12 protein-coding genes and 1 tRNA gene are annotated in these 14,326 nt (G+C 61.9%); 9 read left to right on the top strand and 4 right to left on the bottom strand.

Annotated elements, in window-relative coordinates:
* Positions 1-46: 46 nt before the first annotated feature.
* From C8348_RS07950 to C8348_RS07920, 7 genes are all read left to right on the top strand, one after another.
* The gene (locus C8348_RS07950; RefSeq protein WP_106752870.1) at positions 47-1,156 is read left to right on the top strand and encodes a microcin C ABC transporter permease YejB; all 1,110 of its coding nucleotides are present in this window, start codon (positions 47-49) and stop codon (positions 1,154-1,156) included.
* A 2-nt stretch (positions 1,157-1,158) separates the two neighbouring features.
* Entirely contained in the window at positions 1,159-2,334 is a 1,176-nt protein-coding gene (locus C8348_RS07945) for an ABC transporter permease (RefSeq protein ID WP_106752760.1), read from the top strand.
* 268 nt (positions 2,335-2,602) lie between these two features.
* Positions 2,603-3,076: a type II toxin-antitoxin system VapC family toxin gene (locus C8348_RS07935; protein WP_106752758.1), complete on the top strand. Its 474-nt coding sequence runs from the start codon at positions 2,603-2,605 to the stop codon at positions 3,074-3,076.
* On the top strand, positions 3,073-4,704 hold the full coding sequence (locus C8348_RS07930) for an ABC transporter ATP-binding protein (protein ID WP_106752757.1): 1,632 nt from the start codon (positions 3,073-3,075) through the stop codon (positions 4,702-4,704). The genes C8348_RS07935 and C8348_RS07930 overlap by 4 nt, the downstream gene beginning before the upstream one ends.
* Positions 4,705-4,794: 90 nt before the next feature.
* Positions 4,795-6,042: an AGE family epimerase/isomerase gene (locus C8348_RS07925; RefSeq protein ID WP_106752756.1), complete on the top strand. Its 1,248-nt coding sequence runs from the start codon at positions 4,795-4,797 to the stop codon at positions 6,040-6,042.
* 82 nt (positions 6,043-6,124) lie between these two features.
* Complete coding sequence (locus tag C8348_RS21920; protein ID WP_157950403.1) at positions 6,125-6,517, top strand: hypothetical protein; 393 nt, start codon at positions 6,125-6,127, stop codon at positions 6,515-6,517.
* 82 nt (positions 6,518-6,599) lie between these two features.
* Complete coding sequence (locus tag C8348_RS07920) at positions 6,600-7,268, top strand: helix-turn-helix domain-containing protein (protein WP_157950402.1); 669 nt, start codon at positions 6,600-6,602, stop codon at positions 7,266-7,268.
* 123 nt (positions 7,269-7,391) lie between these two features.
* Here the strand turns inward: C8348_RS07920 and C8348_RS07915 are convergent.
* Positions 7,392-7,468, bottom strand: a tRNA-Arg gene (locus tag C8348_RS07915).
* Positions 7,469-7,794: 326 nt separating this feature from the next.
* Here C8348_RS07915 and C8348_RS07910 point away from each other — a divergent pair.
* On the top strand, positions 7,795-9,384 hold the full coding sequence (locus C8348_RS07910; RefSeq protein WP_106752754.1) for a cryptochrome/photolyase family protein: 1,590 nt from the start codon (positions 7,795-7,797) through the stop codon (positions 9,382-9,384).
* Positions 9,385-9,568: 184 nt separating this feature from the next.
* On the opposite strand, the gene C8348_RS07905 is transcribed toward C8348_RS07910, so the two are convergent.
* Complete coding sequence (locus C8348_RS07905; protein ID WP_106752869.1) at positions 9,569-9,961, bottom strand: septal ring lytic transglycosylase RlpA family protein; 393 nt, start codon at positions 9,959-9,961, stop codon at positions 9,569-9,571.
* Positions 9,962-10,354: 393 nt separating this feature from the next.
* Between C8348_RS07905 and C8348_RS07900 the strand changes: the two genes are divergently transcribed.
* The gene (locus C8348_RS07900) at positions 10,355-12,499 is read left to right on the top strand and encodes a putative bifunctional diguanylate cyclase/phosphodiesterase (RefSeq protein ID WP_106752753.1); all 2,145 of its coding nucleotides are present in this window, start codon (positions 10,355-10,357) and stop codon (positions 12,497-12,499) included.
* Here C8348_RS07900 and C8348_RS07895 read toward each other — a convergent pair.
* Positions 12,496-13,767, bottom strand: coding sequence for an MFS transporter (locus C8348_RS07895; protein ID WP_106752752.1), 1,272 nt, complete (start codon positions 13,765-13,767; stop codon positions 12,496-12,498). The two genes, C8348_RS07900 and C8348_RS07895, sit on opposite strands and share 4 nt — an antisense overlap.
* Entirely contained in the window at positions 13,764-14,210 is a 447-nt protein-coding gene (locus C8348_RS07890) for a PadR family transcriptional regulator (RefSeq protein WP_198646966.1), read from the bottom strand. Before C8348_RS07890 ends, C8348_RS07895 begins: the two co-directional genes overlap by 4 nt.
* Positions 14,211-14,326 lie beyond the last annotated feature (116 nt).

Genomic DNA, 14,326 nt, shown 5'->3' with positions numbered 1-14,326 from the left:
ATTGGAAGCTGGTGATGCCGCGCGCGAGAAGGAAAATACCGAAACGATGGGCGCTTACATCCTCCGACGCCTGCTGCTGATGATCCCGACCCTGGTCGGGATCATGGCCATCAACTTCATCATTATCCAGTTTGCGCCGGGTGGCCCTGTCGAGCGCGTCATTGCGCAACTGCAGGGCAATGACGTCTCCGCAACCTCGCGGATCAGCGGCGGCGGCAATGATTTCGGTGGCGGCACCCAAAGCCAGCCGACGGCGGGCGACAGCCTCTCGACCAAGTATCGCGGCGCCCAGGGGCTGGATCCGGAATTCATCAAGGAACTGGAGGCGCAGTTCGGATTCGACAAGCCTCCGCTCGAGCGGTTTCTTGCGATGCTCTGGAATTATGCCCGCTTCGATTTCGGTGACAGTTACTTCCGCGACATCCGCATCATCGACCTCATCCTCGAAAAGATGCCGGTTTCGATTTCGCTCGGGCTCTGGATGACGCTGATTTCCTATTCGATCTCGATCCCGCTCGGCATTCGCAAGGCGGTGAAGGAGGGAACGCCTTTTGACGTGTGGACGTCAGGGATCATCATCGTCGCCTATGCCATTCCAAGCTTTCTCTTTGCCGTGATGTTGATCGTGTTCTTTGCGGGCGGATCGTTCCTGGACTGGTTCCCGCTGCGCGGTCTCACCTCCGACAACTGGGCGCAACTGTCCTGGCCGGAAAAGATCCTCGACTATTTCTGGCATATGACCCTGCCGCTGGTGGCGATGGCGCTGTCAGCCTTTGCCACCACGACGCTGTTGACGAAGAACTCGTTCCTGGAAGAAATCCGCAAGCAGTATGTGGTGACTGCTCGGGCCAAGGGCTTGAGCGAAAGCCAAGTGCTCTATGGCCATGTGTTCCGCAACGCCATGCTGATCGTGGTTGCGGGCTTCCCGGGCGCCTTTATCTCCGCGTTCTTCGCCGGGGCGCTGCTGATCGAGACGATCTTCTCGCTGGATGGGCTTGGCCTGCTCGGCTTTGAGTCCGTGATCAACCGCGATTATGCTGTGGTTTTTGCCACGCTCTACATCTTCTCGCTCATGGGGCTGCTGGTGAACCTACTTTCGGATCTGATGTATACATGGATCGATCCGCGCATCGACTTCGAAAGCCGGGAGGTCTGACGATGACTTCCCGTGATCTCGACAAGGCAGGCTTCGAAACGATCAATCCGCTGCCGGCCGAGGTGGTTCCGCCGCCGCGCCGGCGCGGACTGTCGCCGCTCAACCGGCGCCGCATCGCCAATTTCGCCGCCAACCGGCGCGGATTCTGGTCGCTCTGGATCTTTCTGGTGCTGTTCGGCCTGGCAATGGGGGCAGAGTTTTTCACCAACGACCGGCCGATCCTGGTGTCCTACAAGGGCGAATTGCTTGCCCCGGTGTTCGTTGACTATCCGGAGGAAAGGTTCGGTGGTTTCCTGGCGGTGACCGACTACCGCGATCCCTATATCCAGGATGAAATCAATGCCAACGGCTGGATGCTCTGGCCTCCGGTGCGCTATTCCTACCGCTCGGTCAACAAGGACATCCCGGTGCCTGCACCCGCACCGCCGTCGTGGATGATGGACAAGGAAAAACGCTGTTCACGCTATCCGCTCGGCGTGGCCGATCCCAATTGCACCATCGGCAACTGGAACTGGCTGGGGACCGATGACCAGGGCCGCGACATTGTCGCCCGACTGGTCTACGGCTTCCGCATTTCGGTGCTGTTCGGGCTGGCCCTGACGCTTGCCTCCTCCGCCATCGGCATTGCCGCCGGCGCGGTTCAAGGGTTCTACGGCGGCTGGATTGATCTCGGCTTCCAGCGCTTCATCGAGATCTGGTCTGCGATCCCGACGCTCTACCTGATCCTGATCATTTCCTCGGTTCTGGTGCCAGGGTTCTGGACCTTGTTCTGGATCCTGCTCGCCTTTTCCTGGGTGGCGCTGGTCGGCGTGGTGCGGGCCGAGTTCCTGCGCGGGCGAAACTTCGAATACATCGCCGCCGCGCGGGCGCTGGGCGTGTCGAACGGTGTCATCATGTGGCGGCACCTGTTGCCGAATGCCATGGTGGCGACGCTGACCTTCATGCCGTTCATCCTCAACGGCTCGATCTCGACGCTCACGGCGCTGGACTTCCTCGGCTTCGGCCTGCCGCCGGGCTCCGCCTCACTGGGTGAACTGCTGGCCCAGGGCAAGAACAACCTCCAGGCGCCGTGGATCGCGATCACCGGCTTCATCGTTGTCTCGACCATGCTGAGCCTGCTGATCTTCATCGGCGAAGCCGTCCGCGACGCCTTCGATCCGCGCAAGAGCTTTGTGTGATAGGGTGGGACGGGCTGGAAGGAGACTGACCGATGAACAGGATCGTCAAATCGGGATATCCGGTCGAGAAATTGCCGGAGGATCTCAGGGCAGGATTGCCTGCCGGGGTGAAGGTTCAGGTGACAGTCGAGACGGACAGTCCTGCGGTTGCAACGGATGAGGCCTCACGCCTGGACGAAGTGTTCAAGCGCACGCCTGACCGCTTGCGGAGGTCATCCGCGGATCTTGCAAATTTGCTGGACCATGACAGGGACGCGTGGGGAGGTTGATGCATCTGCTTTACCTCGACACCATGGTGTTCATCAGCGCTATTGAGGGGACTGAGCACGACAGCCTCGCGCAATGCGCGCGCGCCGTCCTCCGAAGTGCTGTGAATGGCACCGTCCGGGCAATGACGAGCGAACTGACCATTGCCGAGGTCCTGTCGTTTCGTGCCAAAGAGCTATCCGGGTCTGAAAGAAGCCTCCTGCGGGGAATTTATGAAGAGGTGCTGATCAATCAGCGCGCGATTGCCCTGTGCCCTGTTTCCAGAGAGCACATGTTCATCTCGGCAGACCTAAGTGCGACGCAGTCGGCAAAGGTTCGGCTTCCAGATCGTCTGCATCTAGCGGCTGCCATTGACTCCGGCGCGACGCATTTCGTTTCTCTTGACCAGCGGATCAATCCGCCGACCCCCATCCAGAAGATCGGCCTCGATGAGGCAACTTACGCCCTTCTCCAGACCCAGGTGCCTGACGCATGACCGAGACGCCCCTCCTGTCCGTCAAGGACCTCAGCGTTGCCTTCACCCAGAACGGGCAGACCAGCCTGGCCGTTGACCGGGTCAGCTTCGACATCCGGCCCGGCGAGACGCTGGCGGTCGTGGGGGAAAGCGGGTCCGGCAAGTCGGTGACGGCGCTGTCGATCCTGAAGCTGCTGCCCTATCCGGTTGCCTCGCATCCGGGCGGTACGATCCACTTCAAGGACCGGGAGTTGGTCAGCGCGGACGAGGACGCGATGCGCAAGTTGCGCGGCAACGACATCTCCATGATCTTCCAGGAGCCGATGACCTCGCTCAATCCGCTGCACACGGTGGAAAAGCAGATTGCCGAGATCCTGCGCGTGCACCGGGGCATGGGCGAGACAGCCGCGCGCACGCGGGTCATCGAACTGCTGACACAGGTCGGTATCCGCGATCCGGAAACCCGGCTCGGGTCCTATCCGCACCAGCTGTCGGGCGGTCAGCGCCAGCGTGTGATGATCGCCATGGCGCTGGCCAACGAGCCGGACCTGCTGATCGCCGACGAACCGACAACGGCGCTGGACGTGACCGTGCAAGCCCAGATCCTGAAGCTTCTGAAGGATCTGCAGCAGGCGCGCGGCATGGCGATGCTGTTCATCACCCATGACCTCGGCATCGTGCGCAAGATCGCCGACAAGGTCTGCGTCATGACCAAGGGCCGGGTTGTCGAGGCCGGACCAGTGGAAGAGGTTTTCAGCCGGCCGCAGCATCCCTACACGCAGCATCTGCTGGCGGCCGAGCCAAAGGGGCAGCCGCCCGCCGAAGACCTGACGCGCCCGGTTGTCGTGGAGACGAAGGACCTGCGTGTCTGGTTCCCGGTCAAGCGCGGGCTGATGCGGCGCACGGTCAGCCATATCAAGGCGGTTGACGGCATCGATCTCACCTTGCGCGAGGGGCAGACGCTTGGCATCGTCGGTGAAAGCGGCTCAGGCAAGACGACGCTGGGTCTCGCGATCCTGCGAATGATTTCCTCAACCGGCCAGATTGCCTTCAACGGCAACGAGATCTCGAAGTTCTCGTGGAAGGACATGCGTCCGCTCCGGCGGGACATGCAGATCGTGTTTCAGGATCCCTTCGGCGCGCTCAGCCCGCGCATGTCTGTCTCGGACATCGTCGGCGAGGGGCTTGCCGTGCATCACCCGCGCCTGTCGGCGGACGAGCGGGACGCACGGGTGGCTGCGGCGCTGGTCGAGGTCGGTCTCGATCCCTCAACCCGCTTCCGCTATCCGCATGAGTTCTCCGGCGGCCAGCGTCAGCGCATCTCGATTGCCCGCGCGCTGGTGCTCGAGCCGAAGTTCGTCATGCTGGACGAGCCCACCTCGGCGCTTGACATGAGCGTGCAGGCGCAGGTGGTGGAGCTGCTGCGCGAGCTGCAGAAAAAGCGCGGCCTCGCCTATCTCTTCATCTCGCATGACCTGAAGGTGGTGCGCGCGCTGGCCAATGACGTCATCGTCATGCGCCATGGCAAGGTGGTGGAATCGGGCCGTGCAACGGACATCTTCGACGCTCCGCAATCTGACTACACCCGCGCGCTGATGGCGGCCGCCTTCAACCTGGAAGCGGCAGAGGTTGGCGCTGTCAGCGAATGAGGCCGGGATTGTTGCCTTTTGCCCATAGCCACAGCACTTGGGTTGCCCCTTGCGAGATCTTGGCCGGATGTCCGGTCCGAAGGAGATGACATGACAGACTGCGTTGCTCTGGCCAGCCCCGGCCAAGAGACGGACTGGCTGAGCGACCCCGTTCACCGGGCATACCTGCGCCAGGACGCAGCCCGCCAGTTTTCATTCTTTGATGCCAGCTGCCGGCCGGCTGGTGGCTTCTGGACACTAGACCATGAAGGTCAACCTCTGCGCGACGAGCCGCAGGAACTGCACACCACGACGCGCTTGGTCCATTCCTATGCGTTGGGCAAGCAGGCCGGGCTGGTATCCTCCGATGCGATCATCGACCAGGGCATGGCCTATCTTTGGTCGCACCACCGGGATGCTGCCCATGGCGGCTATGTCTGGGCCCTGCACGGCAAGGACGATATCGCGGATGCGCGCAAGCTCGCCTATGGCCATGTCTTCGTGCTGCTGGCCGGTGCCAGCGCCCTTGAAGCGGGTCATCCGGATGCGCAGCGGCTGATTGACGATGTGAGGGCGATCATCGACCGGCATTTCTGGGAAGAGGACGCAGGTCTCCTGTGTGATGAATTCAACCGCGACTGGACGCCCTTTTCCTCCTATCGCGGCATGAATGCCAACATGCATGGCGTCGAGGCGTTGCTCGCCGCATTTGAGGCCACGGGTGACGAGCAGTTCCTGACGCGGGCAGGCCGCATCCTGGACTTTTTCGTTGGCAAAATGGCGCCAGCACATGACTGGCGGTTGCCTGAGCATTACACGGCGGACTGGAAGGTCGATCCTGGCTACGCCGGCAATCCGATGTTCCGTCCCGCCGGAACGACGCCCGGTCATTCCTTTGAACTTGGCCGCTTGCTGCTGCAGTACTGGGATCTCGCCGGACGTCCGGACGGCGACATGACACTGTCAGCGCGGCGGCTGATCGAAAGGGCACTGAGTGATTCATGGGACGAAGTGCGCGGCGGCTTTGCCTACACCTTGACGTTTGACGGCTCCGTGGACAATCCGAACCGATACTGGTGGCCGGTAACGGAGGCAATCGGCGCCGTGGCCACGTTGCTGAAGCTTGATCCTCAGCCGGTTGATTACGCCTGGTATGCACGGCTCTGGCGGTTTGCGGATGCGCATCTGATCGACCATGCCCGTGGCGGCTGGTATCCCGAGCTTGCAGCCGACGACAGCCTCGCCATGACCCAGTTCAAGGGCAAGCCGGACATCTATCACTCAGTGCAGGCGGCGCTGTTCCCGCTCGTGCCCGGCGTGTCGCGCATGTCCAGCGGACTGGCGACCCTGGCCGACTGACGCTGTTCACGACTGCGGGCAATGCGTCGCATGGCCTGTGCACTGCTGCTTCTGCTAGGTGTATCTGGAAGGGGCTTTCTGGATGATACGACCGCTGACGGCCATGGCTGCCTGCTTGCGCCTTGTTTGCGCCATGGCCATGCTTGTCCTCGGTTTCGCCCACCATGCCCCGAGCCTTGATGCGCGTGGACTTTCTGTCTCCGAACTGGCGCTATACACCCTGCCTGACGGCACGCTGCCCGACTTCTGCCTGAGCATCCAGGAAGAGGGATCAGGCACAACGGTGAAAAAGTCCGGGTGTGTCGCCTGCCGCATCGGCAGCGCTCTAGTTCCCCCATCGCGTGAGGATGGCTCCGGTGTGCGTATCGCCGTGCGGCTCGCGCCCCTATGGCCGCCGCGGGATCTCGGCACGCCTGACAGCCCTTTGGCGGCAATGGCGCCGCCCCGGGCGCCACCGGCACCCCATCCAGCCTGACCCCCTGACCGGCCCCGCCGGTTGTTGTGTTTGTGAGCCGGCGCGGGCCTATACCGTTGCCAGGCCTTGCCGGATGTCCCTTATGCTTGCCACTTCCAAGCCGCTTGCAGGCGCGGCCGTCGTTCCCATCGACGGATTGATCCGCCCTGGCAGTCACTCCGAAAACCGGATTGCCATCGTTCCCGCGCGCACCCGTATGTTCCTGCCGGGCATCGACCGCAGCGAAACTTTCCGCATCAAGGCGGGCTGCATCGCACTGTTTCAGTTGCTCCCCGACGGGCGGCGGCAGATTGTCGACATTCTTGGTCCGGACCGGCTGTTCGGTCGCGGCATCTCCGACCTGCACCAGTGCGGCGCAGAAACACTGTGCGAAACTGAAGTTGAACTGCTCACCGCGATGCGGCGATCGCTAGAGATCGAGATCAATCAGGCGGTGAGGCAGATGCTTCGGCGGGCCCAGGCACATGCGACATTGCTCGGCCGCAAGACCGCAGGCGAGCGCATAGCCTCCGCCCTGATCGATCTTGCGGGACAGTTCGCGGAAGACGGTGGCACCGCGTTTCAGCTTTACCTGACGCGGACGGACCTTGCCGACTGGCTCGGACTGACCCTCGAAACCGTGAGCCGCTACCTCAACCGTTTCCGGCGCGAGGGGCTCATCGACTTCGCAGGCGCAAATCACATCAGCCTCAGGGATCGGACCGCACTGACCCAGATTGCCAGTGGCCGCAACCTGGCGCTGGTGCAGTGAAACCATCCGGCTCCGTCTGAACCCGGAGCCGGCCCTCTGCTCAGCTCATCGGCGCATGCCAACTGCCCACGGCATTGCCGTGTCTTCAAAAGTGGCAAGGTACAGAGGTTTTGAGGAGATGATTGGCGCACCCGAAGGGATTCGAACCCCTGGCCTCTGCCTTCGGAGGGCAGCGCTCTATCCAGCTGAGCTACGGGTGCACTCGGCGTATGGCGTTAAAGCCTGCCGGACTTAGGTCTGATACAGGAATGATCCGGGATCGGCAACGGCTTTTCTGACGCTTTGGCAGGCCTGGTGTGTGCCATCCCCAGAACCGACTTCGGTTTGATGCTTCCAACAAGACAGCGATCCGGCATCCGGGGCAGACCTTGGGTCATTCGATGCCACCGGAAAAAATCTCCGTAACCATGGGGCGCGAGGCTCCGATCCCATCGCGCTGAAAACGAAGTCGCTGGTGATACGCAGGGCGCGCGCGTCCGTATGCGTTCGGTGACGAGATACTCTGACATCCAGGGCCCCGGATTACATGACTTCGCAGACAGACGCAGACCCAGGCCGGACGCGTAAACCCGCCATCATTCTCGTTCTGGGCGATCAGTTATCGCTGGGGCTCTCGTCCCTGCGCCGGGCGGACCGGGCGCTAGATGTGGTGCTGATGGTCGAGGCGGTGGAAGAGGCGACCTATGTCCGCCATCACAAGAAGAAGATCGCCTTCATCCTGTCGGTCATGCGCCACTTCGCCGAAAGGCTGCGATCCGAGGGCTGGACAGTGGAGTATGTCCGCCTCGATGACCCGCTGAACACCGGCAGCTTCACCGGGGAGGTCGGACGTGCAGTTGCCCGCCATGGTGCTGACCGGGTTGTGCTGACGGAACCTGGCGAGTGGCGGGTGCTGGAGGCAGCGCAGGCCTGGCCGAAGTCGTTCGGTGTCACCCTCGACCTTCTGACCGATGACCGGTTCATCTGTTCAGTGGCCGAGTTCAGCGCCTGGGCAAAGGGGCGCAAGCAATTGCGTATGGAGTATTTCTATCGCGAAATGCGGCGAAAGACCGGGCTGCTCATGACTGGCAGTGAACCGGAGGGCGGGCAGTGGAACTATGATGCAGACAACCGCAAGCCGGCCAGGGCAGACCTGTTCATGCCGAAACCGTTTCAGCCAAAACCGGACGCCACGACCCGCGAGGTTCTGGAACTCGTCGGCCACCGCTTTGCCGATCACTTCGGCCGCCTGGAGCCCTTTCGTTTTGCAGTGACGCCAGAGGATGCGGCGGAGGCCTTTGCCCGGTTCCTGACGGTGGCCTTGCCCCGTTTTGGCGATTACCAGGACGCGATGCTGCGCGGTGAACCCTGGCTCTATCACGCGGTGATTTCCCCCTATCTCAATGTCGGCCTGCTCGATCCCTTGACCGTTTGCCGGGCGGTGGAAGCTGAATACCGGGCAGGCCGGGTGCCCCTCAATGCGGCAGAGGGGTTCATCCGCCAGATCATCGGCTGGCGGGAATATGTTCGTGGCATCTACTGGCTGAAGACGCCGGGGTATACGCAGGTCAATGAGTTAGGTGCTTCCCGGGCACTCCCGGCCTTCTACTGGACCGGCGAGACGGACATGACCTGTCTCCGGGAAGCAATAGGCCAGACCCGGGACGAGGCCTATGCCCATCATATCCAGCGCCTGATGGTGACTGGCAATTTCGCCATGCTTGCCGGGATCAATCCGGCCGAGGTGCATGAGTGGTATCTGGCGGTCTATGCAGATGCGTTCGAATGGGTGGAAGCGCCCAACACCCTGGGTATGAGCCAGTTCGCCGATGGCGGATTGCTCGGATCCAAGCCCTATGCGGGTGGCGGCAACTACATCAACAAGATGTCCGACTATTGCGGCAGTTGCCGGTATGATGTGAAACAGCGAACCGGGCGCGGTGCCTGCCCGTTCAACGCGCTATATTGGGATTTTCTGGACCGCAACGCAGACAGGTTGCGGAAAAACCCGCGTCTAGGGCCAGTCTACGCCACCTGGGAGAAGATGGGGGAGAGCGCTCGTCAGGAGACACGGCAAAGCGCTCGAGCGTTTCTCGACAGCCAGGTTGCCTGGCAGGAACCGAAGAAACGCTCATAAAAAAGGCCGCGCAGCGAACAAACGCCAGCGCGGCCAAAGTTTTGTGCACATGGCCCCATCGACCACGGTGGCGAACTTTAACCGCTGTCGTGGAGCTTGTCATTATCGATTTTCAGAATTCTTTCACAATTGATGCGCCTGGCGATGGAAAAGAACTCTACGTTCTATGCCGGCGTAATATTGGTTAACAGCGGCCAGCCTTGGTTGTAACTTCACCATCTGGACCTATCACCTTGACGCGTGTCACGCCGCGGTTCAGAAATCCAAGCTCTTTTGCCGCTTGCCGGGTAACATCTATGACGCGGGACTTCACGAACGGTCCCCGGTCATTGATCCGGACCTTCACGGACTTTCCGTTATCCAGGTTTACAACTGTTACCACACTCCCGAACGGGAGATTTCGGTGCGCTGCGGTCATCATGTTCGGATTGGCGCGTTCGCCGCTGGCTGTCCGGCTGGTCAGGGCATACCAGGATGCCATTCCGCACTGGACCGGGCCGGCTTGGGCCGGCGCAAGCGGGGTCAATAGACCAAGACCGACTGACACCATGCAGCCTGCCTTACCAAGATTGCGCATCATGCGCGAGGTCGCTCTGAAGATTGGACCATCCTCCAATTCTAGGGGATTGCCCCTATGAGATATACCAGCACTTGAGTTGCGCTGAACCAGGGGCCGCAGGTGCCCTTGCAATCGGGCCATTTTGTGACGCAGCGGGAGATCTAGAGCCAACACCGTTTTGGGCCGTTTTGACGGAGTGACAACTGGATGCCCTGTGTCAAAGAACAGAAGCCTTGAATCCGAGTGAAATTGTTTAACTTCTGTTTACCTAAACCCCAGAACGAGTTCTGGAAACTTAACCAATCCTAATTCCCTGCGCCCCTTTTGTGGTACTCATCCGCGATCGATGCTGTCTAAACCCAAGATTACTTCCGGGTTTTCGAAGGAATTAATTGTCTCGAGGGCGCGAAATTGACAGAAGAAGCATCCATTTACTTCAGCTCCGACAATGCCAGGCAGGAACTTGGAGCAGAAGGCGCCCCTAATTTCGTCGAAGAAATCTTACGCAATTTGCCGTTTCCCTACGCTGTGGTGTCTGCTGCGGGCGCCATTGTCGCGGCCAATGCCGGTTTTGCCGTGTTGTTTGACCGGTTGCCGGCGAGTGTTGCCGGACTTGAGTTGTCGGCCCTGTTCGCCAAGACCGCGATGCGCCGGCTGCGTCCGGTGATCGACACCGCCCTGGCCGGGGCGCCAACGACAACCGAAGGAATGTTCGTGGCCCGGACCGGCCGCACCATTTACGCGCATGTGCAATGCCGGCCGTTGTCCGGTGTTCCGGGTGCCGCGCCGCGTGGTCTCTTGTTGGAGATCCGCGACCTGGCCGAGGATGGGCCGATCCGGACCCGGTTGCGGATGGCTGAGCAGGCTTTTCTGGCTCTTGCCGATCAGGCCTGGCTGATTGGTGCCGACGGCTGTGTCCGGGACGGGCTGCCATCCGGATCGGAGCGGTTCGAGGTGCGGGGAGGAATCGAGCGGGTCCAGGGCCGGCATCTCAGTGATATTTTCGGCGCCACGGCCTTTGCCTGCCAGCTGGAACAGCCGCTCGCCCGTGCGTTCAAAGGTCGTAGCGAGCGCGTGAGCTTGCCGCGCCATGCCCTGCGGGCGTTGGTGTGGGACGCTCCTGGCGATGCGTCCCTGACGTCGATCTTGCCAGTGCCGTCGGAGCACGACCTGCAGGGAGTGTTGCGCCCGTTCCGAGGCGAGTTGGGGACGATCGACGGCGTGCTTCTGGTGCTGCGGCAGGAAGATGACCTGCCAGCCCGCGCGCGGGAACTTGAACGGCTGGCGATGGAGGATCCATTGACCGGGCTGTCCAACCGGCGGGCCTTTCAGAAGGTCCTTGAAGACGAGCTGATCAAGGCGCGGACCGGCATATCAGGCGGGATATCCTTGTTGGCGCTGGATCTCGACGACTTCAAGACCGTCAATGACCGGGGCGGTCATGCCGCCGGCGATGCAATGCTGTGCCAGATATCGGATCAACTGCGGGACGTAGTCGGGGACAGCGGCACCGTGGCACGCCTTGGCGGCGATGAGTTTGCCATTGTGCGCTACAGCGCAGATGAGGATGAGGCTGGTCGCCTTGCCCGGCAGATCATGCTCGCAATCGAGACGCTGCATCTCGACTGGAACGGAACCAGCTTCCGCACTGGATGTACTGTCGGGGTTGCCGTGCTGGATCGCCAGTTCATCCGTACGATGAACGCCACTGCAGCCGACGTGTTGCATTGGGCAGATGATGCCTGCCTGACCGGCAAGGCGACGGGAGGCGGCCAGGTTCGCCATTTCAAGGTCGGCGAGAACCTGCTTGCCAGCCGGCGTGAAGATCTTGGCAATGTCGCGCGGGTGGAGCGCGCCCTAGCAGAGGACGAACTGCGCCTGTTTGCCCTGCCGGTGTTTGACATGGCCAGCGGTGCGCCGGTGATGACGGAGTTGCTGCTTCGGGTGAAAGGCGAGGAAAACCGGCTACTGCGGCCGGGCGCCATGATCGCCTCGGCGGAACGGCATGGTCTGATGACCTCCGTCGACCGTTGGGTGCTGGACACGGTCCTTGACCGGCTCGCCGTCGATCCAGCCGGGGTTCCGGTCTCTTTGAACCTCTCGGCCCAGAGCCTCGCCAACAGCGAGTTCCAGGCTTATCTCGACAGCCGGTTGGCTGAGCGGCCGCACCTTGCCGGGCGCATGTGCTTCGAGCTTTCCGAGGTCTCCGTTGCCCGCAATCTGCCGGCAGCGGCCCGCATGGTGGCGCTGTTGAAGCGCCATGGCTGCAAGGTGGCTCTGGATGATTTTGGCGGCGGCTGGCCGACAACGGCTCATTTGCGCCGACTGGAGCTCGACTGGCTCAAGATCGATGGAACTATCACGCGGTCGATCGTCAGCGATCCGGTGCAGCATGCCGTCCTGCGCGGCATCATCTGTGTCGCGCAGGAACTCGGGATCGATCTGATTGCCGAATTCGTGGAGGATCGCGATACGGTCAAGGCCCTTACCGAACTGGGCATCACGCTCGGGCAAGGCTATCACTTCGCCGAACCGGCGCCATGGGCGCTGGGCTAGGCGGCGGGATCTGTATTGCGGCTGACGAGGGCTGCGGCCCAGAAACAGGCAACAAGCATCAATGATCCAGCAAGGGCGGCCTGCAGCACGGCGTCATAGGAGCCGCTCGCCTGCCACAGGAGCGCTGCGGCCGCCGGAGCAAGCGCCTTGGCCAAGGTTCCAGGCAGCGAGAGCGCCCCGTTCAGTGCGCCATAGGCGGAGCGTGACAGCATCTCCGGCACAGCCATACCGCGCACGATGGTCATGATGCCATTGGCAAGACCATAAAGCCCGACCATTGCCATGGCGGACAGCAGGGTCGCCGGCAACACCTCGATGCCGAACAATGCCAGGGGGAACAGTGCAACAATCAGGCAGCCGATGACCCGCACCGAAGCGCCAGCCGCCAGGCGCCAGATGATCAGGCGGCCGGCAACCTGCGCCGGACCGATCATCATCATGGCAGTCACGACGCCCGCTGCCGACAGACCCTTCTCAAGCAACAACGGATAGAGATGAAACGTGAAAGCCGAGAAAGTTGCGGCATAGGCTGTGAAGGCCAGGCCGAGCAGCCAGAACACCGGTTGCCGCAAGGCGTCTCGCACGGGTCGGGTACCGGTCTGGCCCGGCGCCGGGCTGACACCTGCTGAAGCTTGTGCAATCGCCGGGTTTGCCTGCATGGGTTCGCCAAGATCCTGCTGGCGATCGATAACCAGCGCGTAAAGACCCGCAATCACCAGATTCACAAGCGCCAGAACCATCAGGGCGCCGCGCCAGCCAAGCCCGTCGATCAGGATCTGCACCACCGGAATGAAGACCGTGCTGGCAAATCCGCCCCAGAATGTCAGTGTGGTAATGCCATTCCGTGCCCTGGCCGGCCCGACACGCCGTGCCACCACGGCAAAGGCCGGTTCGTAGAGAACGGCGGCCTGCAGCACGCCAATGACAGCCAGCAGGGCATAGAAGACCGGCAGGGTCTGCACTTGCGACCAGGCAAGCAGGGCAATTGCGGCCAGCAGGGAGCCGCCTGACATGATCAGGCGGCCATAGCCCCGATCGATCAGCACCCCGATCGGATATGCAGCAGGAGCGGCCAGCAACAGGCCGATGGTCGCGGCCAGGAAGATATCCGGCTTGCTCCAGCCAAGCTCCACTCCCATGGCCTCGCCAACGAGCGGGAAGGAGTAATAGAGCGTGCCCCAACTCGTGATCTGGCCGAGCCCGAGCCCGGTGATGAAATGGCGGCTGCTGGCGGACTGTCGCAAGGTCGCGGCCGTTGGAAAGTTCATGAAGGGGACACTCCGGTGTCAGTCACGGTGGAGGACGAACAGCAGGAATCCAACGACGCGTGCGGGCCGGTGGCGCCGGGAAAAAGATCGCGCGAGGCGCTGTCGAGTGCACGGCTAGCTTCCGCCCAGGCAATCAGCGCTGTTCTGAGGGCGTCACGCCCCTTGTCGGTCAACGTGTAGATCTTGCGTGTCCGTCCGCCGACCACCGCTTCGGTACGTGTGACATAGCCGCCGATTTCGAAGTCGCGCAGCACCGGGTAAATGGTGCCTTCAGTCGGGGAGCAGCAGCCCTTTGTCATATCCGCGACGCAGCGGGCGATTTCGTAGCCATAAGCGGGCGCTTCGAACAGGGCGCGTAGGATAAACAGCTTGGACAGGCTCATCTTGATCGTGCCGGTCCAGTAGGACCGGTCAGTCAGGTCGGGCACTGCGGTTAAAGGCATCGAGGGTCTAGGCATGGGGTTCTATATGCCTAGACCCTCGAGGTGTCAATCTTCTTTCCGGCATCACGCCCGGGCGACCAGCCAAGGGCACGCAACACCGGACCTGAGATCGTGCC

This window comes from Pannonibacter carbonis, from assembly GCF_003012935.1.
GTDB lineage: Bacteria > Pseudomonadota > Alphaproteobacteria > Rhizobiales > Stappiaceae > Pannonibacter > Pannonibacter carbonis.
The sequence above is the reverse complement of the archived record's forward strand: the minus strand, read 5'-3'. Positions and strand labels throughout refer to the sequence as shown.